General features: G+C 40.4%; 23 protein-coding genes and 4 tRNA genes. 4 read left to right on the top strand and 23 right to left on the bottom strand.

Going from position 1 to position 25037, the window contains the following annotated elements; translation table 11 throughout:
* The 16 genes from fliE to T391_RS0106275 form a co-directional block, all read right to left on the bottom strand.
* A complete protein-coding gene (gene fliE, locus T391_RS0106355; RefSeq protein WP_027327627.1) occupies positions 1-318 on the bottom strand; it encodes a flagellar hook-basal body complex protein FliE in 318 nt (105 codons plus the stop codon).
* 13 nt (positions 319-331) lie between these two features.
* Positions 332-826, bottom strand: coding sequence for a flagellar basal body rod protein FlgC (gene flgC, locus T391_RS0106350; RefSeq protein WP_027327626.1), 495 nt, complete (start codon positions 824-826; stop codon positions 332-334).
* Between the two features lie 9 nt (positions 827-835).
* The gene (gene flgB / locus T391_RS0106345) at positions 836-1267 is read right to left on the bottom strand and encodes a flagellar basal body rod protein FlgB (protein WP_034584236.1); all 432 of its coding nucleotides are present in this window, start codon (positions 1265-1267) and stop codon (positions 836-838) included.
* A 73-nt stretch (positions 1268-1340) separates the two neighbouring features.
* Positions 1341-2882, bottom strand: a complete 1542-nt coding sequence (locus T391_RS0106340; RefSeq protein ID WP_027327624.1) for a class I SAM-dependent methyltransferase — start codon at positions 2880-2882, stop codon at positions 1341-1343.
* Between the two features lie 86 nt (positions 2883-2968).
* Positions 2969-3045 (bottom strand) — tRNA-Arg (locus tag T391_RS0106335).
* A 12-nt stretch (positions 3046-3057) separates the two neighbouring features.
* Positions 3058-3134: transfer RNA gene (locus T391_RS0106330), tRNA-Arg, on the bottom strand.
* Between the two features lie 11 nt (positions 3135-3145).
* Positions 3146-3222 (bottom strand) — tRNA-His (locus T391_RS0106325).
* A 15-nt stretch (positions 3223-3237) separates the two neighbouring features.
* Positions 3238-3315 (bottom strand) — tRNA-Pro (locus tag T391_RS0106320).
* A gap of 154 nt (positions 3316-3469) precedes the next feature.
* On the bottom strand, positions 3470-5608 hold the full coding sequence (gene feoB / locus T391_RS0106310) for a ferrous iron transport protein B (RefSeq protein WP_027327623.1): 2139 nt from the start codon (positions 5606-5608) through the stop codon (positions 3470-3472).
* 94 nt (positions 5609-5702) lie between these two features.
* The gene (locus T391_RS0106305) at positions 5703-6941 is read right to left on the bottom strand and encodes a hypothetical protein (RefSeq protein ID WP_027327622.1); all 1239 of its coding nucleotides are present in this window, start codon (positions 6939-6941) and stop codon (positions 5703-5705) included.
* A complete protein-coding gene (gene panC / locus T391_RS0106300; RefSeq protein ID WP_034584030.1) occupies positions 6932-7765 on the bottom strand; it encodes a pantoate--beta-alanine ligase in 834 nt (277 codons plus the stop codon). The genes T391_RS0106305 and panC overlap by 10 nt, the downstream gene beginning before the upstream one ends.
* A complete protein-coding gene (pyrF, locus tag T391_RS0106295; protein ID WP_027327620.1) occupies positions 7762-8433 on the bottom strand; it encodes an orotidine-5'-phosphate decarboxylase in 672 nt (223 codons plus the stop codon). The genes panC and pyrF overlap by 4 nt, the downstream gene beginning before the upstream one ends.
* Positions 8433-8831, bottom strand: a complete 399-nt coding sequence (nusB, locus tag T391_RS0106290; protein WP_027327619.1) for a transcription antitermination factor NusB — start codon at positions 8829-8831, stop codon at positions 8433-8435. Before nusB ends, pyrF begins: the two co-directional genes overlap by 1 nt.
* A 1-nt stretch (position 8832) precedes the next feature.
* Entirely contained in the window at positions 8833-9297 is a 465-nt protein-coding gene (gene ribH, locus T391_RS0106285; protein ID WP_027327618.1) for a 6,7-dimethyl-8-ribityllumazine synthase, read from the bottom strand.
* 10 nt (positions 9298-9307) lie between these two features.
* Complete coding sequence (kdsA, locus tag T391_RS0106280) at positions 9308-10105, bottom strand: 3-deoxy-8-phosphooctulonate synthase (protein WP_027327617.1); 798 nt, start codon at positions 10103-10105, stop codon at positions 9308-9310.
* Between the two features lie 9 nt (positions 10106-10114).
* Complete coding sequence (locus T391_RS0106275; protein WP_027327616.1) at positions 10115-10756, bottom strand: carbonic anhydrase; 642 nt, start codon at positions 10754-10756, stop codon at positions 10115-10117.
* A 60-nt stretch (positions 10757-10816) separates the two neighbouring features.
* Here T391_RS0106275 and T391_RS0106270 point away from each other — a divergent pair, with 60 nt between their 5' ends.
* The gene (locus tag T391_RS0106270) at positions 10817-11458 is read left to right on the top strand and encodes a DedA family protein (protein ID WP_027327615.1); all 642 of its coding nucleotides are present in this window, start codon (positions 10817-10819) and stop codon (positions 11456-11458) included.
* Between the two features lie 59 nt (positions 11459-11517).
* The gene (locus T391_RS0106265) at positions 11518-12366 is read left to right on the top strand and encodes a CPBP family intramembrane glutamic endopeptidase (RefSeq protein WP_199769586.1); all 849 of its coding nucleotides are present in this window, start codon (positions 11518-11520) and stop codon (positions 12364-12366) included.
* Between the two features lie 71 nt (positions 12367-12437).
* Here the strand turns inward: T391_RS0106265 and T391_RS08800 are convergent, their stop codons facing one another.
* From T391_RS08800 to secA, 7 genes are all read right to left on the bottom strand, one after another.
* Positions 12438-12743: a Fic family protein gene (locus T391_RS08800; protein ID WP_420806132.1), complete on the bottom strand. Its 306-nt coding sequence runs from the start codon at positions 12741-12743 to the stop codon at positions 12438-12440.
* Entirely contained in the window at positions 12644-13552 is a 909-nt protein-coding gene (locus T391_RS08605) for a hypothetical protein (RefSeq protein ID WP_156923070.1), read from the bottom strand. Before T391_RS08605 ends, T391_RS08800 begins: the two co-directional genes overlap by 100 nt.
* A gap of 818 nt (positions 13553-14370) precedes the next feature.
* Positions 14371-15120: an Abi-alpha family protein gene (locus T391_RS0106245; RefSeq protein WP_027327612.1), complete on the bottom strand. Its 750-nt coding sequence runs from the start codon at positions 15118-15120 to the stop codon at positions 14371-14373.
* Positions 15121-15699 (bottom strand): hypothetical protein, encoded by a 579-nt coding sequence (locus tag T391_RS0106240; RefSeq protein ID WP_027327611.1) that lies wholly within the window; start codon positions 15697-15699, stop codon positions 15121-15123.
* On the bottom strand, positions 15696-19013 hold the full coding sequence (locus T391_RS0106235; protein WP_034584025.1) for a type ISP restriction/modification enzyme: 3318 nt from the start codon (positions 19011-19013) through the stop codon (positions 15696-15698). Before T391_RS0106235 ends, T391_RS0106240 begins: the two co-directional genes overlap by 4 nt.
* 10 nt (positions 19014-19023) lie before the next feature.
* Positions 19024-20232 (bottom strand): ABC transporter permease, encoded by a 1209-nt coding sequence (locus T391_RS0106230; protein WP_027327609.1) that lies wholly within the window; start codon positions 20230-20232, stop codon positions 19024-19026.
* A complete protein-coding gene (gene secA / locus T391_RS0106225) occupies positions 20229-22778 on the bottom strand; it encodes a preprotein translocase subunit SecA (protein ID WP_027327608.1) in 2550 nt (849 codons plus the stop codon). Before secA ends, T391_RS0106230 begins: the two co-directional genes overlap by 4 nt.
* Before the next feature lie 110 nt (positions 22779-22888).
* On the opposite strand from secA, the gene lolA reads away from it, so the two are divergent.
* A complete protein-coding gene (gene lolA / locus T391_RS0106220) occupies positions 22889-23410 on the top strand; it encodes a LolA-like outer membrane lipoprotein chaperone (protein ID WP_027327607.1) in 522 nt (173 codons plus the stop codon).
* A gap of 67 nt (positions 23411-23477) precedes the next feature.
* Entirely contained in the window at positions 23478-24998 is a 1521-nt protein-coding gene (locus T391_RS0106215) for a Na+/H+ antiporter NhaC family protein (protein WP_034584022.1), read from the top strand.
* Positions 24999-25037: the final 39 nt, after the last annotated feature.

The following is a 25037-nucleotide window of genomic DNA, read 5'->3' as shown; positions in this document are numbered from 1 at the left end:
TTAGACTTGTGTTCTCAAGATTTCCTTGTATGCACTGATAGCTTTGTTTCTTACCTCAAGCATAACTTTCATGCTCGTCTCCGCCCTTCCAATTGCAATAGCAGCTTGATGCAAATCTTTGATCTGTCCAGTCGCCATATCAGCCAATGCTTTTTCGGCGACTTTTTGCTCTTGATTGAGTTCTTTGATACTGCCTTTGAGAAGATCTTCAAAATTTTTGGCTTTGCTTGGATCGACTTGCGCGACAGAGGGCTTGGAGTCAATGGTTTGAGAGACGTGCTTGATATCATTATTGATGATTCCAAATTTGTTTGTCATATCTCATTCCTCCTTAAGCTTGAAACATCGTAATCGCATTGCTTGCCATAGTCTTGGCACTTTGGAATGCTGAGACATTGGCTTGATAGGCTCGTGTGGCTTCGATAAGGTCTGCCATCTCTACGACGGGATTGACATTGGGATAAGCCACATAGCCATTGGCATCTGCATCAGGATGACTTGGATCGTATTTTAGCTTAAAATTAGAATCATCTCTAACAATCTTATCAATCACAACGCTTGTGAGAGCAGGGATAGGTTTCTCTCCCATAAGTCCCTCATCAAGGGGATCCTCATAACCTAGTGCATGATTGTTTTGAGCAATTTTTTCATTGAGAATCTTGTCAAAATCAATTGCTCTAAACACAACTTCTTTTCTGCGATATGGTCCACCCTCATCTGTGCGCGTTGTGTTGGCATTGGCGATATTGGATGAGATTGTATTGACTCTGACGCGTTGGGCTGAAAGTCCATATCCGCTGATATCAAAACTTGATAAAAAAGCCATAGTTTCTCCTTAAATATTCTTTGATGATTCTAAAGCATAGGCGAAAATGCCCTTATGTTTCTTGAGTGCCCCGATAAGTGCTTGATACATCACACTATTTTTTCCCATTTCACTTGTTTCTACATCGAGATCTACACTATTGCCATCATTTCTTGCCATATGTCCATCTCTAAAAAACAATGTAGCTGCAGAGCTTGTCTGTGTATTGGGATCGATATGACGAGAATCTGTGTGTGCCAATTTAAGCTTAAAAGGATCTTTTCCGCCAAGTTCTTCTTTGATTTCTTTGGCTAGATAAGATTCAAAATCAATATCACGCGGCTTGTAGAAAGGTGTATCGACATTGGCAATATTCCCAGCAATCAAATCTTGACGCATTGAGCGAAAATCAAGTGCTTGATGAGCGTATTTATAAACTGGAGAAACTTCAATAAAGCTCATTTGAACCTCTTTGCTTTGTTTGATATATCCCAAAACAAAGCAAATTTGGTTCCATATCTGAGCTTAAATATCCTTAGATCACTTTTAGTTTATGAAGAATTGGAATCCACTCTTGAATGGCTTGTGCTTGTTTCTCAAGCTCTTCCATGGTTTCTTGATCAGAAAGCTCTTTGCCATCTTTGATGATTTTCTCCCCATATTTTTGAAAATGATTTGACACAAAAGAAACCCATTCTTTTGGTTCTTTGAAAAGTGTGGATGCATACAAAAACAACAACTCAAATCGATTAAGTGGGATTGCTTCTCCGCTCACTGGACTAATGAGGTGATTGATATAGTTTTGTGGTTGAAGGGATTGCTGAAGGATGTGGCGATTGAGATTTTGTGTGTAGTTTTGAGATTCTTGAATGTGTTCTTCTTCTTGGACAAGCTTGATATGCTCTTTATTGCTTAGTGCAATCATAGCTTCAACTAGCTCAGCAAACTGCACATCTCTCTTGAGTGATTTTTCAAGCTTTTCTTTGATTGTGGCAATCGAGGTGGGTTGATTGTCTTTGAGTGTTTCAAGGATGGGTTGATAGAAATCCTCATTGAGTTTGAAGCTTCCACGATAAGTCTTGATCTCATAATCAACATTGGCATATGGAATATAAAGGACGACTTTGAGCTTGAGAAGTTCTTCTAGGGCCTGATTCTCTGTCAATCTAATAGTTCCTTTCGCCCAATAATCACTTCTAAAGCTAACAGAGAACATCAGATCTTTGAGCATTTCATAGATTGAGTGATTATGTGCAACTTGCATAAGCAGCTCTTTTTCTTGAGGAAGTAGTTGAATATTGGTGAGATGATCTGAAAAATTTGCATAAGAGGCAAACTCAAGTTTGGCTTGTCCCATGAGTTTAGACATCTCAACGAAATTAAATGGATGGTGATGCTCATTGAGAAGTTCATGAGCGAGATAAATGCTATCCATTTTGCTTAGTGTGGTGAGTACTGATGTGAGTTTGGGGCTTTTGAAGCTTTCACTACAAGGAAGAGACATCAAAGCATTGACAAAGTCCAAGCCTTCTTTGACACGCTCTGAACTGCTTTTGCCAAGGGGTGTGAGGTAATGAGAATAAGTGCGGATCAGATCTCTAAGTGGAGCTGTCGCAGCCCATCCAGCTTGGCAGTTGTAGCTCATTAGACAAACTCCCCCTACATTGAGTTTGTTGCGGATAAACTCTAGAATCTGGGCTTGAATCTCTTCAGATACCCAAGAGAAGATCCCATGCAAAGCAATGAAATCAAACTGAGGCAAATCATCGCGTTTGAGAAATTCACCAAAAGAATCATCATAGATATTAAGCGGGGCTGTCGAGATCTGAGCAAGGTTTTGAGCAAAGCATGCTTGAGATGCATTGAAATCTGTCCCATACCATCTTGCATTGGCACTTGCGGCGTTGAAGTTTAGGGTGATTCCATGACCAAATCCAAGCTCACATGCTGTTGAGATTTTGGGAGGGAGAAGTTTTTGGGCAAGAAAGCAGAGTTTGATGCGCAATGGGTTGAGCGTCCCATAATATCCTTTGGTGTAATTGATATCTGTGACATAGCCTTGATTCCAAGAATGCATAAAAAATCCTTTATGTAAATATAAAGGAGGCATTATAGTGTGTCTCAAAAGGAAAAAAGTTGTTATTAAATGTGATCAAGAAAGAGTGGTACGCCCAAGAGGATTCGAACCTCTGACCTACGGCTTAGAAGGCCGTTGCTCTATCCAGCTGAGCTATGAGCGCAAATAAGGGTTATGGTACGCCCGAAGGGAGTCGAACCCCTAACCCCCAGATCCGAAGTCTGGTGCTCTATCCAATTGAGCTACGAACGCACAAAAAACTATGGGGTGGGTGATGGGGATCGAACCCACGACCCTCAGGACCACAATCTGATGCTCTAACCAACTGAGCTACACCCACCATAGAAGTAAGAAATGGTCGGGGCGAAAGGATTCGAACCTTCGACCCCTTGGTCCCAAACCAAGTGCGCTAACCAGACTGCGCTACGCCCCGATGACCAAAATCAAAGGTGGGATTATAAAGAAACAAAAGATGTTTGTCAAGAAGGTTTGTGTAAATTTGTGGGTCGTTTTTGAAGAAAGAGGAGGGGGGAGGGGGATTGAAATCCTCCTTCCTAAAATATGATGTGATGATATGAAATTGGGATTTAGAGCAATAAGCTTGCTCCAAAATACCCTAAAAGAGCGAAAAAATATGCCACTAAGGAGGTGAAGATAAAGAGATAGACCATATATTTTCTTCCCCCAGCCTCTTTTCCAAACACAATAGTGGCTGCAAAGCAAGGATTATAAAACATCACAAACATCAAAAATGCGATCGCTGAAGGAAGGGAAATCTTGTCTTTGAGTGTTTGCATAAGATTCTGACTTGTCTCATCAAGATCTTCACCAAGCGCATAAAGCACGCCAAGGGTAGAGATCATCACTTCTTTGGCAGCAATCCCAGTTACAAGTGAGACAGACAAGCGCCAATCAAAATCAAAAGGAGCAAAAATGGGAGAGAGAAGCTCTCCAAAGCGCCCAAGATAGGTCTGCTCGAGCAATAGAGCATTCTGCTCATTGAGAAGTGCATCGATTTGCTCTTGGCTTGCTTTGTGTTGTTCTAGATATTCTTGTTTTTGTTCATATTGGGTGATGATGTCTTGGTTTTGGGGATATTTACCTGCAAACCAAATCAGAATCGATGCTACAAGGATGAAGGTTCCTGCCTTCTTGAGATACATTTTGGCCTTGTTCCATACACTCATCCATATTAGTCTTAGTGAGGGGAGGCGATATTTTGGCATCTCCATCACAAATGGCTCATCAATACCTTTGAATGCGGTGAGCTTAAGAATCTTTGCCATGATAAGACCAATAATCGCACCAAAAATATAGATTCCAAAGAGCATATTTCCGCTTTGATTGGCTGGGAAAAATGCACCGATAAACAAAACATACACAGGAAGCCTTGCACTACAACTCATAAAATTAATGATAAAGAGTGTGAGCATCTTATCCCCGCGATTTTTGAGCATTCTTGTGCTCATATAAGCTGGCACACTACAACCAAATCCCGTCACAAGGGGAATGAAACTTTTGCCATGCAAGCCAAAGCGATGGAAGAATCCATCAAGCAAGAAAGCAACTCTAGCCATATAGCCCGTGCTCTCTAGTAGCACAATCCCAAGAAAGAGAATCAAAATATCAGGCAAAAAGCTAATCACCGCTCCAACTCCCCCAATGATTCCATCAGAGAGAAGAGAGGCAAGTTCTGGATGTGGGATATGGGATTGGATGAGACTACCAAGAGATGCAAATCCCTCTTCAATCGCATCTTTGGGGATTGCACCAAGAGTAAAAGTCGCCTGAAACAAAACCCACATCAAAAGCAAAAATATAGGAATCCCCAAGTATTTATTGAGCAGAATAGAATCGATTTTTTGTGTTTTATCTTTGGGGCTATTGGCTCTTTTTTGCACTTCTAGGCTTGCCCCCTTGGCATAAGCATAATGATCAAGTGCAAAAACCTCGCTCATATGATGCTCTTGAGATTGCTGATAGATTCTAGAGATCAATTGTGCGACAAGAGGTGAGAGCTCAACCCAGCAGGGCTTAGATGAGAGAAGCGTGTAGATTTTTTCATTTTGCTGAAGCAGAAGAATCGCTAGATGCCTAAAATCGATGAAATGCCCCTCTTGCATGACTTGTTTGATGCATGGATATTGCTTGAGATTGAGATGGTTTTGGATCTCACAGATTGCCTCCTCGATATGTTCAGCATATGTGCGCTTAGGAGGAGAGAATGGCTTGGTGTGCAGAAGGATGATTGCATCAAGGAGGGCAATCATATCATTTTGACTTTTTGCACTTATTTTAAGAGCTGGGATCCCCAAGATACTTGAGAGAAGATTGGAGTCAATTTGGATTCCCTCTTTTTGTGCCTCATCATTCATATTGAGGGCAAGAAGAGTTTTTTTGTTGAGTTCAAGGATTTGGGCAGTGAGTAAGAGGTTTCGCTCTAGATTTGTCGAATCAACGACATTGAGAATGAGATCATAAGATTCATTGAGCAAAAAGTGCTGGGTGACTTTTTCTTCTGGAGAATATTGGTTGAGTGAGTATGTCCCAGGCAGATCAATGATGTTGATCTCATAGTTTTTGTAGAAAATCTTGGCTTCTGCTTTTTCGATCGTGACACCAGGGAAGTTTCCGACTTTGAGATTGGATCCACTCATTTTGTTGATGATGGAACTTTTGCCGACATTGGGCTGACCAGCCAATGCGATAGTGATTTTTCGATTCATAGTTTATCCTCAAGTGAAATTTCATACATTCTACTTGATTCTTAATTATGAATCAATAAAACTAGGAATGATTATCATATTTGTTTCTGATTTTTTAGAAGAAAAGTCGCACTCCCGCCTGAAGCTCTGTTGTGGTTGGGATCGCTTGATTGCCAAGATGGGTGTTATAGACATTGAAAAAAGCTGAGACTTTGTTGGTGAAATTAAAGCTCATCATAAAATCCACTTCATTTTGTCTATAGTGTTTGGCAGCAATTTGCGGATTGACAAAGGAAGCTGTCCCATAAAGCAAAGAGAGTGTTATGGCATCAAAGCTTGTAGAAAGTGTTGCATAAAACAAACTTGTATCCACGATGCCTTGATTGAAAACATTGCCAATGCCAAGTGGTGAAATGGTGTTATTGAGTAGGGCAAGACTTCCCCATCCACTATATTTTCCACTTTGGATATATCCAAGATCTAGACCGATGTCGATCCCATTGATTTTGCTCTGGATATAAAACTTTGCATCAAAATCAATCCCATCTCCTCCTCTGATTCCTTTCGCTTTATCAAGCCATTTTGCTCCATTTTCAAACTCAAAGCTCCCTGCTGCATGAAGAGTGAGTCCTAGCTTGGAGGAAGAAAAGCGATACTCAACATTGGCACTGCTTCCCATTCCAAAGGCGACAGAATAGGCTGAAAACATATAAAACTTAGCCCACAAGATATCTTTGAGATAGTATTTTGATGCTGTGTAGAAATAACCGCTGTGATTGGGCTCTGGCTCTCCAAAAGCCGTAATTGTTGTGGGTGTAGCTTCTCCATATTGCCCGATCCAAAGAAATTCAAGCATCAAATTCTCTAAAGAACGATTTCTGACCCATAGTCCATCAACTTGATTGCTCGCCCATTCATTTTCTAGATAGAATCTTCCCCCTTTGATGCTTGTATCTCCATCAAAATATTCCAAGTAAGTATCACTTAAAATCACACGATAAAGTGGATCAAAATCTAGTGACATATCTCCGCGTTTGATATAAGTAGAATCTCCATTTGATGGACCCCAAAGTGAGTTTTTGTGCCATTGCCAAAGTGGATAAGCTGCTCGAAAGCCTACTGATAATCTCATATTTTTATAGAATGCAGAACGATAGTTGATCCCCATCGTAATGGCTAGATAATATGCATCTTGGATATTGTTGTCTTCATCACGATAGTCAGGCTTGAGATAGTCTGTGACAAACCCCACATCTCCTTGGGTGATTCCATTTTTGAGAGCTTCATCGATATTTTCATATCCCCATATAGGAAGTAGGATAAGTGGGGCAAATAGAAATTTTTTTAAAGCCATAGGTTATCCAGCAATCGTGTATTGCCTACTTTGGCAGTCAGAAGGACTAAAGTTTGAGAGGGGAGGATCGATGGAAGCTCTTGTAGAGAATGATCACAAAATGCAAGATAATCTACTTTGACTTTATCTAGTCTCTCTAGGGCAAGTGTGCGAAGCTTGTGTGTATCGCGCTCACCTTGCAAGAAAGATTCTTGTATCCATTGAAGGGTTTGAGGGATCTGAAGTGCATCTTGGCGCTCTTTTTGGGTGAGATAGATATTTCTTGAGCTAAGAGCTAGACCATCGATATCTCTGACAATAGGGCAGGGGATGATTTGTGTAGGGATGAAAAAATCTTTCACCATTTTTTGAATCAAAAGGAGTTGCTGGGCATCTTTTCGACCAAAATAAGCATATTTGGCTTGTGTGAGCATCAAAAGCTTGAGCACGATTTGTAATACTCCAGCGAAATGCCCCTCTCGATGAGATCCCTCATACACAGATCCCATGAGTTTTGGAGGGTTGAGAGTGATGGGATCGCTATCTTCATACATTTCGCTGATATTTGGTGCAAAGATCGCATCGACCCCGATACTTTGGGCAAGCTGAATATCTTTGTCCAATGTTTTTGGATATTTATCAAAATCCTCATTTGCCCCAAATTGCGTAGGATTGACAAAGATTGAGAAAAGTGTATGAGTATTTTGCTCAAGGCTTTTTTGCGCTAGACTGAGATGGCCTGCATGTAGTGCTCCCATCGTTGGGACAAAGCCAAGTGAGCCTCCTAGATTCTCTCTCCATTCTCTAAGCTCTTGTTTGCTTTGAAAAATCTTGAGTCTCTTCATAGAATCTCTTCCAAAATTTGGCTTACAACTTCTTGGGGAGATTGTGCTTCATAGATGGGGCGACCTACGACGATATAGTCAGCTTGTGCTTTTTTTGCATCCCTTGGTGTGGCGATACGCTTTTGATCCCCACTTGCATTTTGCTCAAAGCGAATCCCAGGTGTGAGGGTTTTGAGCGATGTGCTTGTTTTGATTTCTAAGCTTTCAAGTGGAGAGCAGACAATCCCATGGCATCCTCCTTCTTGGGCTAGAAGTGCCAAAGTTTTGGCATGAGAGTGGATGGGGGCGTTATAAATGGGCATAAAACCAGCATCATCAAAGCTAGTGAGGGCTGTCACAGCAAATACAAGAAGAGAATCTTGAGCGACGCTCATCACCTCACGCATCGCTTCAATCCCACTACTAGCATGGATAGTGATCATATCTACACCCAGATCTTTGCACTCTTGAGCGGCTGTTTTCATTGTGTTGGGAATATCATAGAGTTTGAGATCCAAAAAGATTTTGAAATTTGGATTGATTGATTTGACTTCATCCAAAAATCCCTTACCATCGCGAATGAAGCTTCTAAGCCCCACTTTGACCCAGATCGGATACTCTCTAAGCTTGGAGAGTAGGGCGAGATTTGCTTCTTTGGAAGGGAGATCTAGGGCGAGTGCGAGTTCCATTATTTTTCCTTTTTGATCGCATCAAGAACGCCATTGACAAATTTTGGCGCATGATCGCTTCCATAGAGTTTGGCTAGCTCGATGGCCTCATTGATAATGATAGGTGCATCTGTTGAGGTGAAGCAGATCTCATAAACCCCTAGGCGCAAGATAGCTCTCTCCATCCCTCCAATGCGTGTGAAATCCCACTCTTTGAGATGTTGGCTGATATGATGATCGATCTGAGAGAGATGATCTAAAACCCCATGAAATAATGAGAGGGCAAATTCTTGTTGTTTGTTTTTGATCTTTTTGTCATTGAGAATCTCAATCGCACTTTTATTGATGTCTTGATTCCCACTATCATACGCATAGAGCAAGGAAATCACTGCTTCGCGTGCTTGTGTGCGTGTCGCCATTTCAAACCTTTTGATAGAGATTGATGAGTTCGATGAGTGAGCTCATCGCTTCAAATCCCTTATTTCCTGCTTTGCTTCCAGCTCGTTCAATGGCTTGCTCGATGTTGTCTGTCGTGAGCACTCCAAAGCTTACGGGTTGATTGTATTGCAATGCCATATTGGCAATCCCCTTAGTCGCTTCTGCTGAGACATAATCAAAATGTGGAGTCCCACCGCGGATGATCGCTCCCACACAGCAAATCCCATCATAATTTTTGCTTTGAAGCAATCTTTGTAAAACAAAGGGGATTTCATAAGCCCCTGGAGCTAGGATAAGAGAGAGAGAATCCTCTTCTCCTCCATGTCGCAAGAAACAGTCTTTGGCTCCTTCGATCAAGCGATCTGTGATGATGTGGTTAAATCGACTTGAGAGGATGGCAATCCTCTCTTTTCCGCTAAGTTTGAGCTGTCCTTCTATAATTTTCATTCTAAATCCTTTATTTTGAAATTTCTGCAATTGCTAAGAGTTTGTCGATAAGAGATTCTAACTTTTGTGTCTCAATCATATTGGGACCATCACTAAGTGCGATACTTGGATCAAAATGAGTTTCCATAAAAAATCCATCCACTCCAGCTGCTGCTGCACTTTTTGATAGAAGTGGGACAAAGGAGCTGTCTCCTCCACTTTTTCCACCCCCAGCTCCAGGCATCTGCACACTATGAGTAGCATCAAAAATCACAGGTGCAAATTCACGCATGATCTTCAAGCCTCGCATATCCACCACAAGATTCCCATAGCCAAATGTACTTCCTCGCTCTGTGAGCCACACCCCATATTTTTGACTTTGACTATAGGTCGCCTCAGATCCTCCACGCGTCTTGATTGCTTTGAGCACGCTATAGCGCATATCAGCAGGATTCATAAACTGACCTTTTTTGATGTTGATGATTTTGTCAGTTTGAGCCACAGCGACGATGAGATCAGTCTGGCGGCACAGAAAGGCTGGGATTTGGATCACATCTGCTACTTCAGCAATCTTTGGAGCTTGAAAACTCTCATGGATATCTGTGATGATTTTGTAGCCAAACTCTTGCTTGATGGCTTTGAGGATTTCCACTCCCTCTTCAAGCCCAGGTCCGCGATAACTATCCAAACTTGTGCGATTGGCTTTGTCAAAGCTTGATTTGAAATAAAAATCGATTTTGGGATTCTCTGCGATGGGTTTGAGCAAAGAAGCGATTTTGGATAAATTTTCATAACTTTCAATGACACAGGGTCCGCTCATTAGAATCATTATTTCTCCTTATTTGGATTGGGGATAGTCACTTTTGATGACGCGAAATTCTTTGGTTTTTAGATCATAGTTCATAATCTCTCCAGTCTCGATTATATAATACCAGCCAAAAATTTTGATTTCATCGTTTTGAAACTTCTCTTTGATGAATGGGTGGGTTAGAAGATTGTCAATCTGCACTTCGATGTTGATTTGTTCTGTGAGCCAAATGCGCTTAGCGATCGTTTTGGGAGAGAGAAGGGCGACTTGCTCTTTGACAGGATGAAGAAGCTCGATCCACTTCTGAAGATGCTCTGTATTTGCCCCAAAATGTTCATCATAGAGCGCCTTACAGGCACCACAGTTACTATGCCCACATACAACGATATTTTTGACACCAAGGAGGACAACGGCATATTCGATGGCTGAAATTGTCGCAAGATAAGTGTCGTTTTGGGCTGTGTATGGAGGGATGATATTCCCTACATTTCGCACGACAAAAAGCTCTCCTGGGAGTGTGCCTGTGATGAGATTGGGGACGACTCTAGAATCAGCACAGCCGATGAATAATGTCTCGGGATTTTGTTGTTTTTTGAGGCTTTCATAAAGTTCTTTGTGTTCGTTGTAGTCTTCTTCTTTGAACTTAATTGCACCTTGCAATAATTTATCCAATTTTTTCCTTAAAATGCGCGTTTTGTTTGGTGTAATTATAGCAGTAAGTGGGAGGGCATCTTGAAAGAGATTGTGGATTTTATCGTGCAAACCGTTGGTGATTGGGGGTATTTGGGGATTTTTTTGATGATGTTTTTGGAATCAAGCTTTTTTCCTTTTCCAAGTGAGGTGGTGATGATTCCAGCGGGATATTTGGTGCATCAAAATGAGATGAATGCATTTTTGGCTTTTGCTTGTGGGGTGGGGGGAAGTCTTGCTGGAGCTTTGCTGAATTATTGGATCGCTTATAAAATGGGGAGAGCTTTTATCTTGAAATATGGAAAGTATGTATTTTTTACTCCCAAAAGTATGCAAAAAATGGAAGATTTTTTTGAGCGCCATGGGCATATCAGCACATTCATAGGCAGGTTGATCCCTGCTGTGAGGCAGTATATCTCTCTTCCAGCGGGACTTTGTAAGATGAATCTGCCCAAATTTTGCTTCTTCACAAGTCTTGGGGCAGGGATTTGGGTAGGGATTTTGATGTGGATTGGTTATTCCCTTGGAGGGATTTTTGACAATCTAGACACTAAGCATCTCTTTGAGAGTGGAGCAAATGAATGGCTTAGCTCTCAAATTTATCAGTGGATTTTGTATGTTTTGATAGGAGTTGCCTGTGTGGTGGGAATCTACCTTTGGAGAAAAAGGGGTCAAAAATCCTAACCCCCCCCCCATCTTAAAAATTCTTAAATGATGAAAAATATCAAATCAAGGAGGAGACTTTGAGCTATCTTGCATATAGTGTGTGGATTTTGCTGGCATTGGCTTTGGGCACACTTCCCAAAAATCAAAAAATCGCCTTTGTGCTTTTGGGCATCTCTTGTATTGGATTTGTCTATTTGGGTGTGCTTGGATTGAGTGGAATCGCTGTTTTGATCAGTCTTGTGCTGTTGATGCTTGCATATGACAAGGTCAAATCTTTGTGGATTGAGATCATATTGGTTTTGGCTTGTTTTGCTTTGTTTTTCCACTATCTCCCAGGATTTGCAAATCCAAAGATCCTTGATAAAGTCTTAGTCAGTGATCAGAGTGCGCCTTTTAGTATGTATTTCAATCTGGATAAAGCTCTGATCCCCTTTGTGCTGTGCGTGCTGACTTCTTCATTATTTGTCCAAAAAACTCATCAGACAAGCAGAAATGCTGTATGGGGGTATCTGGCTTTGGCTTGTTTGGTGATTTTGCTCTTGTGTGTGGCGAGCGTTTTGGGTGGACTGAGATTTGAGTTTCATATCCCATCGTGGCTGCCCCTTTTTGTCTTGGCAAATTTGTTTTTTGTCTCATTTGTTGAAGAAACGCTTTTTAGGGGATATATTCAGCAGAGATTGAGTCACAAAATCGGTGCTTATCCTGCGCTATTTGCGGCGTCTTTTGTGTTTGGGTTCTATCACTTTTTCTGGGCTAATTGGCTTTTTGCCTTCTTTGCTGTTTTGGCTGGAGTGATTTATGGTCTGGCATGGATGATCTCACGCAATGTATGGGTGAGCACATTGTTTCATTTTGGATTGAATCTAACTCATCTGATCTTTTTTACCTATCCTTTTTATGCTCCTTATGCTCCAAATTTTCATTGATCATCGTTTGAGTATGATGGAGACTTGGATTTGCTTGGCAAGAGTGAGGAAGTCCTCAAGCTTCTCTCCTCTTAAAATCGTGATATAGAGGTTTTGTCTTCTTTTTGGATGATTGGGGGGATGATGTTTTCTTGCAAACAAGAATAAAATATCAGCATCCTTCCCACCCTACCATTTCTATCGCTAAAGGGGTGAATCCTCTCAAAATCAAAATGAGTTTTGAGGATCGCTTCGAGTTTTTTATCTTTATCTGTGGTGTTTTGAAATCTTGTGAAATTTAGCTTGGGATGATGGAGTTTTTGCGTGCAGTTTTTTGGAGGGAGAAAAGCAGGAGAATCATCGCAAGAGTGTAGAGGACTAGAAGGAGGTTTTCTAATCCTAGGCGAGGGGATCTATCGATGAGATTTATCGCTCCAAAGATAAGGATGGGTTTGTAGCAGGCAATCCATAGAGTAGTGATACTTGAGAGGATCGTGAGATACCGCCTAAATTCAAAAAATGGCTTTTGAGCTGTAGTGCAAAATGGTAGAGCAAGGATAGCCCCCGTAAAACTTAGGGCTAGTCCATAGGGGTTGAGTTTGGTAATGATTGAGGCATCTTGCAAAACCCTTGTTCCAAGATACAAAACCCCAAAACATCCAATAGCTACAAGCACCCAAGAGGCGATTTTGAGTAAATCGGTGTGGTGGTCTGAAGTGTGGCGATAAAACCAAAGCTGAATACGATCAATTGTGTTTCTTAGTCTTTCCCTTTTATTTATTTCTAGTATTTGTGCAGAATCGTTTTGCTTAATGTGGGGGATATAGAGTCCTTTGCTTTTTTTGTTGTTTATCACATCTTGTTTTGCAGTATCTTCAAATGTTTTTGTATCTTTTTCTAGATTTTTTATTTCTCCTCGATATCCAAGTTCAAGCTCTTTGGCATACAATTCAAGCTTATGCCATTTTTGAGATTCAAGATTATTTGATTGAGCATTGAGTGTTTCTTTGATTACGCGAAAGGAATCTTGAAGATTGATTGCGTGCTGAATTTGCAGATATGCTATCCCTCTGCCCATAAAATTATTTTCCTCACTTTTTTCTTCTTGTGCCTTTTCTTGAATATTTGTTTTGAGAACTTCAAGGGTTAGATGTGAAATATCCACTCCTGTAAAATGGGCTAATTTTGAATCTTTGAATACACTCATTGAAAAGCTTGGGGGCTGCACAAAGGTTGCAAAGTAGAAATTTGCAGTATCTAAAAATTTTGAATCATAAAATAAAGCTTTGTTCATAAAAATGGAGCGATGAAAACGAATAGCTCCAAAAAATTGAGTTGATGAAAAATTCGCATTGTCGAAAAAGATAGAGTGAGAAAAATCTAAAAATGTTTCACTCTCAAGTTTTATTGCAAAGATAGCGAAACATTTATTGAATCTACAATTTGCAAAGCCTATGCCTTTTCTTATTGAAAGATTTTGTAGTTCAACTTGATTATCAAAATGGGAATTCCTAAAATCTAATGCTTTAATAAAAACTCCACTAATCTCCACTTTGTTTTGAAAAAAGGAGTTAAAGCCTATAGACTGATTGTAAGCATTTGTCCCAAAAAACGATGAGTAAAAAGCCTGATGATATTCTTTGACTGTATTTGTGTCTAAGTCGCTTGGAATAGTTTTGGAGACTATCCCCCTAAAGTGTATGGGGGTTCTAAAGTCATAATTATTTAAGCTAAAACCAATACTCTCTTTTGTGAGTATTGAAAAATCAAAGTCGCTGTCAAATTTTTTTAAGTGATCATAGATTGTTTTAGTGCAGAGATAGTTTTCATAGATAGAAAACAGTTTGGTTTCACTAAAAGGATTGTTTGAAGGGGAAATATAGTAATTAATAAGTATGGGTAGAGGGGTAGGAGATTCAAATTGAACGATTTCGATAGTTAGGATAATACTATTTCTTTTTTTCTCAAGCTCTTGTCTTTGCATATCCTCAATAGATTTCAATAAAGAGTATTTTTCTTCTTGCATTAGATATATTCTTCACATTTTGGGCTTATACAAGCATGGGAAAATTTTTGTCCAAATTGCGTTAGGCGTAGCTGAGCATAGCGTATCAGCAATCTATCATTCCTTTTTCTGTCTATTTCTATGCATTCAATAAGGTTAAGAGTAGAGAGATGATCGCAGTAAAAATAAAATCGATCTTGAAAATCCAATTTTTCATTTTTACATTCATTGTATTTAATTTCTTGTCTGCATGGTGTGCCAGAATCAAAGAACAATGCTTTTGTTTTTACATCTATTAGAATTTCCTCTTCATCTTCTATTGTGTCGTGTTCCCATATCTCAAGAGAGTGGTTTTTCTTTTTAAGTAATACCAACATCACCGCCTCATCTTTGGAGAGTTGCTCTAGAATTTTGGGGAATGCAGGACTTAAGAATTTTTGTTTAGTTTTATCAATAGAGCCTTTAAGGATATTAAAAAACATTTCCCCAAGCAAAGTTTCATCAGGATTGATTGTCAATCCTGCAAGTGTGGGGAGCAAGATATTGGGTTGAGCTTCTTGTATATTTTTCTCATCGATTTCATTCTCGATTCTTTTGCACCATTTCCTAAATCTCACACCATACGCTCCACACAAAGTGAGTGGAGCTAAAATAAGATTTGCAGTTTTTGCCACATCTTCTAGCCCCTTTCCAACTTCCTTCAAAGCCGGCTGAAGAGTATCGTGATAAACCTCATTTGCATCAAATTTAATATCAATGTTGAAACCCATTTACAATCCTTTCATCACTTCCAAAATCCAAGGCAAAACAGCGATTCCCACATCTACACCTTTATCAGCTACAAAACGCAATACTTCAGAGATTTTGCTTTTTGCCTTTTCTTTATTTATGTTTTTTAAACCTTCGATCGAGGCCAATAATTCTTCTAATTTTGCTTTGTCTTTATTGCCAATAGAAGAGGAAGGAATTTCTTGGATAGATTGTAGGATTTGCTCAAATGTGATGATTTGATTTATGGTTGCATTTGCTGAAATAGAGGGGCTATTGTTGATGTGGATATTTGGGCTTGGAGTATGTGTAAGCGTGTCTTTGAGTTTGGCACAATATAGCTCTAGTTTTCTAATCATTGTTTCTAAATCTTCTTTGTATGCCAAATAGTCAAGAATGGACAGTCTCCATTCCTTATTTTCCGCAATTGAACGAAAAGAAAGACTTTTATCTTGATCTGCATAGAATTTTCTTAGTTTTCTAAAACATTCTCGAATTTTTTCATCTATACTTTCTTCCAAGACTTGCTTTGCATTGGCAATATCTTTTTCTATAATCTCAATTTGTTCTGAATTTTTCACTCCCACACTCCTATATCAATTTTTGAAATTTGCTCTTCAATTTCCAAGCTTGTAGTGAGGGTTTGGATGATTTTTTGGAAGTGATCAAAGTCGATTTCCTCTCCTTTGTGGCTTTTGAGATATTTATCTAGCACTTGATAGCCTCCGATTTTGTATTCCCATACTTCCAAAGACACACGATCAAAATATAAGTTTGGATTGACAAAGATTTTGCTTTGGAGATATTTGCTTTGCTCTATGGTGAGATTTTTGGATTTGGGGTCGATGTAGAGGGGCTCACCGATGGAAGGATCAAGATCTGCATCTCTAAGCAAATGCAGAGAAATCAGCTTCTCTCCAAGCTCACTGAGTTTTAAAAACACTTTTTTATCTTCCACAAAAGGGATTTTAGGGAAATCGATCTTGAGAAATTCAATATATCGTTCCCTATATCCTCTGTGAAATAGAACGGCATAGATATATCCTAGAATCACCTCTGGGGAGAAATGCTCTTGATAGAGGGCATTGATTTTCTCTCTAAATTTTTGAGTGAAATTCTCCACTCTCTCTTCTTCCATCTCTTTATCAAAAAGTGTTTTTTCTTTCTTTTTGATTCTGTCTGTGGGGTAGAGATAGAGAGGGAAGATTGTTCCTGCACCAGTATTTCCTCCCCCCATCATTGAAAAATCCATAATCGTATCTACCATTGTAACTGCACACCATTTGCCCTCAAGTCTAAATTGTCTTGCAACATTAAGTCCAAAATTTTCTTTATTAAGAAAATGCTCCATAACCTCGCCTCTTGGCATACAATGAAATCCCTTGGATTTTCCAGTGTAGTAAGTCCAACGCATATCAAAAGGGCGATATTGAACTTGAATATATTTGGATGCGTCATTTTGTGTTTTTTGAAGTTCTTTTTTAGCAAATTGAATTTGCCAATCTCTTGAATCCGCTCCTAGATCAAATTGTTTTCTTGCTTCCTCTATCTCCAAATCCATAAAAAGGCGAATATTGTCTTTTAGGTTTTTTAGAGAATCTTGTGAAGCATTTTTGGAAAAGACAAAGTTATCTCTTCCTCCAACAATCCCAACACTTGAGATTCTAAACATATCCTTGACACTCACCCCCTTATCATATTTGAGCTTGAGTTCCTCATCTTGGGGGATGAAGAGATAGTGAGGCTCTTTTGGTGCAAGAGAAGTCCAAGGGATGCCTTCAAGTGAGTTTTCTAAAAGGAAGCGATATTTTTCTGTGCGTTTTCCATAGAGATCGTAGTGGAGGATTTGGGGGAGTTTTGGCTTTTTGGGAGATTTGATGAGGATATTGATGCTCACTCCTTGCATGATGTCAAAGACATTATCATCTTTGCTTCCATCTGGGGCTTGTTCTTTTTTGCGTGCGTTGCCATGAAGATCTAGGATATAGATGGTGTCAAAGGTTTGCATCAGGGCATATCTCATCCCTCTAAAAGTGGGATTGTCTAAGAATCCATTGTTTGAAATAAAGGCAAAAATCCCACTTTCTTGAGAGGCAATTTTGGATTCTGCAAAGCGGATAAATTTCACATAGTCATCAAGAAGCCATTTTGGATTTTTCTCATTTTCCAGTTTGCGTTCTTTGATGAGTTTGTCTAGGTAACGCTTTGCTTTGATGAAGTCTTGATGTTGTGTTTGTTTTTCATGGTCATACTGGAGTTTGTTGTATTTGGTGAGGTTTTCTTTGAGTTCGACTTGCTGAAAATCTTCTAAGTTTTGTTTGGAGGGTTCAAGTCCATAAGAGGTCCGGATCTCGTATTCATAGAGTCCTTTGTTGCCACTTGCTCCACTATAGGGTGGGTTACCTGTGATGATGAGGATTTCTTGCTCTTTGATTCCTTGAGCCTTTTTGTATTCTTCTTCTAGGCTTAGCATCCCTGCAAATGGGTTTCTTGAAGTTTCTTCATCAGCAAGACTGAGATTATAGAGTGTGTTTGTCAGAGCAATATTGAGACTTTCATTCTCTTCTAAGGGTGTTCCAAACTCTTCTTTGAAAGTTTGAGAGAGTTTGAGATGAGCGATTGTGTAGGGAGCGATTAGAAACTCAAATCCACAAAATCTTGATAGCAGTGCCTTGGGATTGTAGCGTGGGCTGTTTTTGGGAGTGTTTTGCAATGCTTTGCGAAAGGCTTCAAGTAGAAATGTCCCTGTCCCTGTTGCAAAATCTAGAAGTGTGATATTTGGATTGGTGAGGGCTTGGGCCAAGCCCTCTTTTTGTTTAAATGTTGTTTTGAGAATAAAATCAATGGAATTGATGATGAAATCCACCACGGGAGCGGGAGTGTAATACACTCCCCTAAGCTCTCTAAGCTTGGGATCATATGAAGCTAGAAAAGTTTCATAGAAATGAAGATAGGGGTCTTTGTGGATGTATTCTCCTAAAAGATTTTTTTCACTGATTTTATTGAGCTCTGAAATGATTGTAGAAATATCGATGTGATTGATAATGGCAATGATTTCTTTAATCAACCATTTAATCGAATCTAGTTCATCAAGATTATCTAAAAATCCGCTCATTGCACGAATAAGAGGGAAAGATTTGGGAATGAAGCTTTTGGTATTAAAAAGTGTGATGTGTTCATCTTGTGAGCTATTGAGTTTGGCAAGGAATAGACTATAAGTCAGAGTTTGAGCAAAACTATCGCAAAAATCTTGAAAAGTGAGATCTTTATAAAGCACATCTTTAAAAGTGCAAAAGAGACTTAAGACAATTTTGTCATCTTCTTTTGAAAGTAAGTCATCTTTGAGAAGTCTTGTTCTAAGACTTAGGGCAGTGGCAAACTCTTGGGCTGAACTGATGGGAGTGGGAGCGTGTGAGAAAAAGATAGAAAAAAGATCTTGAAGTTCTTGGGCTTTTTGTGCAAGAGTTGCTTTGTGTTTGAGGATGGATGGGATCTCATCTAAGAAGCAGATTCTGAACTCTTTGTAGATTTGAGGGTTTGCTTTGTCATCAAGTCGCACAAGAGCAAAGGAGAGATAATCTGTGAGCATAATATTTGGACTAAGTTTGGTGTATTTAAGAATTTGATCACTTTGAGAAATTTCTTGTAAATTGATATTGACGCGTTTGTTTTCGATGTAGCCTAGAGTGAGGGAGTTTTGCGTGATAAGAAAATCAGGTGCTCCTCTACCTTCTTTGTCGTTATTGGGTTCGTGGATGATTTTGAGATTTTTGTTTGGTTGCACATCTGCAAAAGCTTGGATGAGGGTTTGTAATGCCCCTCTGTGGGTGTGTTCTTTGTCTTTGGGGGAGATGGATTTGATGGCGTTAAGATAGTTGATGAGGGCTTCTTGCATTCTGATTCCTTTACTCGTTGCGTAACACTTCTAGCAGATTAACTTGTGAGGCTTTGTGTGCAGGATAATATGAAGAAAAGCAGACGATGATGACTGATCCAATAGCGATCATCACTCCATCTAGCCAAGAAAAATCAAGCGGGAGTTTGGTCGTCCCATACACATCAGCAGGCAAAGAGATGATAGGGAAGTGTGAGAGAAACTCCATCACGCCAAACCCTAGAGCAAACCCCAAGACGATCCCCCCAAAGCCCAAAGTGATCCCAATAGCAAAAAACGCTCTCTTGATCTCTGCCTTGCTCGCCCCCATACTTAAGAGTAGGGCAATCTCTTTGCGTCGATTCATCACCACCATCAAAAGTGAGCTGATGATATTCAGTGAAGCCATCAAGATGATCAAGAGCAGCACGATAAAAAGCGCGCGTTTCTCTAGTTCCATAGCCGAGAAAAGATTCCCATTTTGATGCCACCATCCCTCCACAAAAAAGCGATTTTGAAACTTTTGAGTCAAGAATTTGGAGATATCCTGATAGTCTTGCATCGGATTTGCCGAATCGATATGGATCCCATCATAGAGATTGGAGCTGATTCCTTTGATCTTGGCTAGAGATTCTAGGGAGGTATAGCTATAGCCACGATCATAGGCTCTGATCCCTGAGTGGAAAAACCCCTTGACTTCAAAGCGCTTCATCGTAGGAGCGAAACTCAAAGCACTAGGAGAGAGATCTGTGAAAAACAAGACGATCTTCTCATCAGGCTGGATTCCATAAGAGTTATAAAAGTCCTCTCCCATCACAAGATGAAAGGGCTGCATCTGCTCTCCTCTGAGGGCTTTTTGCAAGATAGGATTGGTCTGTCCCTCAAGCACAGAATCGATCCCAAAAATCACAGTCGGGAAAATGCCATAGGGAGTCTTGATCATAGCATAAGACTGAAGATAGGGACTGAAGCTAAGGTGGGGGAATTGGACTTGAAGCTGATAGAGGAGATCTTTGGGGATGGCGTTTTTACCCATACTTTTGATGTTGAGTGGGGCATTCATGATGAAGATCTTTTCTTGCAACTCCTTAGTCACCCCATTCATGATCGCCATCGCCACACAGAGCACCATCACTCCGATAGCGATCCCCAGAAATGCTATGAGACTGGTGATAAAGATAAAGGGTTGAGTTTTGTCAAATTTGAGATATTTGGGCAGAAGGAATGAGGAAAGACTCATTGAGTTTTCCTAGCCAGAAGTCCTTTCTTGGGTCCGCTTTTGCCATGGCATTGCTTGTATTTCTTGCCACTTCCACAGGGGCAAACTTCATTTCTTGCGATCTTCCCTCCAAATGGTCGCTCACTGATTTCTCTTGGAGCAAACTCCTCCTCTAGGTTTTGCAAAGCCTGCTTATTGGCTTCCTCTTGGTGAGCTTGGAGCTTGATGAGATGGAGCGTCTTGATCGTCTCGATCTTGATTGAATTGCGCAATTCCAAGAAGAGGTTGTAGCTCTCTTTTTTGTATTCCACAAGTGGATCTTTTTGATTGTAGCCTCTAAGTCCGATTCCTGTTTTGAGATTGTCCATCATATAGAGATGCTCTCTCCAAGTAGTATCCAAGACTTGCAGATAAATGATCCTCTCAATCTCATGTCTTTGATCTGGCTCCAAGACGCTCATTTTTGCATTGTAGTTTTCATTGAGTGTCTCTAGGATCTTTGTATGGAGTTCTTGATAGTCTAGATTCTCAAGATCTTTGATCTCAATCTCTGCCCCAAAGCTCTCTTGAAAATGGGCTTGCAATTTTTGGAGATCATAGTTTTGAGAATGGATCTCTGGTGTGATGTCTTGCTGGGCTAGAAATGAAGAAACCACCACTTCCTGATCTTCTGCGATCTTAGAGCTGATATCAAACTCACTATCTAGGAGCTGATTTCTTAGGCGATAGACTGCTTTTCTTTGTTCATTGGCAACATCATCATATTCCAAAAGATGCTTTCTAGATTCAAAGTGAAGGCTTTCGACTTTCTTTTGTGCATTTTCTACAGATCGTGTGACAAGAGAGGATTCGATATGTTCTCCATCTTTAAGCCCTAGTTTTTCCATGATCCCCTTGATCTTATCACTTCCAAAGATTCTCAAGAGATTATCTTCAAGACTCAAATAAAACTGACTCACCCCCGGATCTCCCTGTCTTCCACTTCTTCCCCTAAGTTGATTATCGATCCTTCTGCTCTCATGGCGCTCCGTGCCGATGATATAAAGCCCTCCTAGCTCTTTGATCTCATCTGTGAGCTTGATATCCACTCCGCGTCCTGCCATATTTGTAGCGATAGTGACAGCTCCTTTGTTCCCTGCATCTTTGATGATCTCTGCTTCTTTGGTGTGCTGCTTGGCATTGAGCACAGTATGTGGGATACGCTCTTTTTTGAGAAGCTCATGCAAGGTCTCACTTTTTTCGATACTTGCAGTTCCCACAAGCACAGGCTGACCCTTAGCGTGCAATTCTTTGATCTTCTCAATCACAGCATGAAATTTCTCTCTCTCACTTTTGTAGATCAAATCATTGAGATCTTTTCTTTGCACAGGGATATTTGTAGGGATACTCACGACATCAAGATTATAGATTTGGAGAAATTCTCCTGCCTCAGTTTGAGCTGTCCCTGTCATTCCTGCAAGTTTGTCATAGAGGCGGAAGTAGTTTTGGAAAGTAATATCTGCTAGAGTCTGACTTTCTTCTTTGATCGCGACATTTTCTTTGGCTTCAATGGCTTGATGAAGCCCCTCACTGAAGCGTCGCCCCTCGCTGAGTCTTCCTGTGAACTCATCTACGATGACAACTTCATTGTTTTGGAGGACATAGTCTTTGTCTTTGATGAAGAGATAGTTGGCTTTGAGGGCTTGATCTAGGTGATGAGCAAGAGAGGCATTTTCGATATTGTAGAGATTATCTACACCAAAGAGTTCTTCTGCCCTTTGGATCCCTTCTTCACTTAGGAGAATCACACGGTTTTTTTCATCGATTGTGAAGTGTTTTTCATTTTCTAGTTTTTTGGCTACCTCATTGGCGACTTGATAGTTTTCTAGTTTTCTATTGGCAGGTCCTGAGATGATTAGAGGAGTCCTCGCCTCATCAATGAGGATAGAATCCACTTCATCCACGATGGCAAAATAATGATGTCTTTGCACCTTTTGATCAAGAGAGTATTTCATATTGTCCCGCAAGTAATCAAACCCAAATTCATTGTTTGTCCCATACACAATATCACTCGCATAGACTTGCAAGCGCTCCTCTTCACTTGTAGATCCAGTGATATATCCGATGGAATACCCCAAAAACTCATAAAGCTCTCTCAAATCTTCCGCATCTCTTTGAGCCAAATAATCATTGACTGTGACGACATGCACACTTTTTCCCACCATCGCATTGAGAGCCACAGCCAAAGTCGCTACAAGAGTTTTTCCCTCACCTGTTTTCATCTCCGCGATCTTCCCATCATGAAGCACCATTCCACCGATGAGCTGGACATCATGATGGCGTTTATTGTAGATCCTGCGACTTGCCTCACGCGTGATGGCGAAACTATCATTGAGCACAGAATCAAGTGAGACTTCTTGATTTTGCACCTTTTGTTTGAGTGCATGAAAGGCACTTTGAAGTTCTTCTTGACTTAAGCTTTGATAATGAGATTCCAATGCATTGATTGAGCGCACACGGCGTTCGTATTTTTTGAGCATTCTTGAATTGCGTGTCCCAAAAATTGAACCAAAAACAGATAAAAACATTTAACTAACCCCTTAAATGATTGAAGTATCAGACATAATGTAGTGCTATCTCAATTTTAACACAAGCACTATAAAATATTGGGATCAAAGACTTTTGCAAGGAAATAAAGATGCGAAAACTCATCATTAGCTGTATTGGGGTTGTGTTTTGTTTTGGATTGGATCAAAATCTCTCAAGCCTCAAAGCAGATTTCATCCAATACACAATGAAAGATCAAAAAGGAGGCGTGTATTACTCTGGCTCTCTACTCGCCCAATCTCCTAGTAGCGCAAAATGGGAATACAAAACCCCCATCCAAAAGATCGTCTATCTCAAAGATTCAAACCTCATCTCTTATGAGCCTATGCTCTCTCAAGCTGTCTATATGAAGATGGAGCGCACCATCGACTTTCTCAAAATCATCCAAAGTGCCAAGCAAGACAAAGAAAATCCAAATCTCTACAAAACTCTCATCGATGGAAAACTCTACCTCCTACATACTCAAAATGCCATACCAAGCAAGCTAGAATATGAAGATGAGCTAGGCAATCATATGGTCATCGAGCTCCAAAATGTCATCCTTAATTCAAAGATTCCCAAAAAAGAATTTGAGTTTGTTTTGCCCAAGGGTGTTGATGTGATCAAGCATTGATGGATATGAGCAGCTTTTGAGAATCTGATAGTATTGCAGGCTCAATTCATATATGAAAGGGTCTTGTTTGAACTATTCAGATACTTTTTTCTCTCTACTTGTGCCACTTGTTGTGATCGCACTTGTGCTACTTAGCAAACGAATCGTTTTGTCGCTTTTTGTTGGGATTGTTTTGGGAGGGGTGATGATGCACTATCAAAACCCTCTTGAAATCTTCTCCTATGTCTATCAGAAAATCTCTTCAGTGTTTTATAGCTACCAAGAGGGGGTCATCGAGCCAAATTGGTATGGAATCTATGTCTTTTTGTTTTTGGTGATTCTAGGGATTTTGTCTCAGATGGTTGTGTATTCTGGTGGGGTAGGGGCATTTGTGACTTGGGCAAGATCCAAGGTCAAAGATGCGCGTAGCTCAGAGTTTATCGCTTTTATCGCTGGGATTGTGATTTTTATCGATGATTATTTCAATGCCCTCACAGTCGGACAGATCGCCAAACCCCTCAACCAAATCCACGCCTCAAGTCGCGAGCGTCTAGCCTATATCATCGATAGCACCTCTGCACCCATTTGTGTGATTGTCCCTATCTCAAGCTGGGGCGCATACATCATCGGGATTTTGCAAAGCAACCTACCACAGGGCTCTAGTAATGCCCTTTTTGTCTTGCTTGAGAGCATTGGAAGCAATTTTTATGCATGGTTTGCTTTGATTGCTGTGTTTTTGACAATCCTTTGGAGGGTGAATCTCCCTATTATGCACAAAAACATCAATGTCAATCAAGCCCAATCCAAGCAAGAAAATTCCCACAAAGATTCCCAAGTCTATCTCCTCATCGCTCCAATCCTGACTTTGATTCTCTCCATCGTGTTTATGATTTTCTACACAGGCTATAAGGCGAGTGGCTCACTTGAGATCTTTACTATGCTTGCCAACACAGACACTGCATTTGCTCTATTTTGTGGAGGATTGATCGCTCTAGGTGTTTCACTCTTTATCTCAAGGAAAGAAATCGCGCCCATGGATTATGCAGCGATTTTCATCAATGGGATCAAAAGTATGCTTCCAGCGATTGTGATCTTGGTGCTTGCATGGGCGATTGGACCTGTGATCAAAGAAGATTTACAAACTGGTGTATATCTAGCCAATCTTGCCAAAACCACTCTGAGCGAGCATAGTTTGCTTCTCCTTCCTGTGTTTTTGTTTCTTATTTCTGCTTTTATTTCTTTTAGCACAGGTACAAGTTGGGGATGCTTTGCGATTATGATCCCAATTGCAGTGGAGCTTAGCACTCAAAGTGGAGGAGATGCCATCATCGCGATCTCTGCTGTGCTCTCTGGTGCCGTCTATGGAGATCATACCTCTCCTATGTCTGATACGACGATTCTCTCCTCAATCGGCGCAGGCTGCTCATTACAAAGCCATTTCATCACCCAATTCCCCTATGCAGCCATCGCTGCCTTTTTTGCATTGATCGCATTTGTGCTCCTCTCTATGGGTTCTAGCACACTGCTTGCATTTGCAATCTCATCTGTGCTTTTGATCAGCACTTTTTATATCTTGGGCAAAAAATATGGAGGAGAGCTAAAAATTTGAGCTTAGCTCTTTTTGCGTCTTATTTGTTTTGGGGGAGGG

It is taken from the genome of Helicobacter pametensis ATCC 51478, from assembly GCF_000518225.1.
GTDB lineage: Bacteria > Campylobacterota > Campylobacteria > Campylobacterales > Helicobacteraceae > Helicobacter_G > Helicobacter_G pametensis.
The sequence above is the reverse complement of the archived record's forward strand: the minus strand, read 5'-3'. Positions and strand labels throughout refer to the sequence as shown.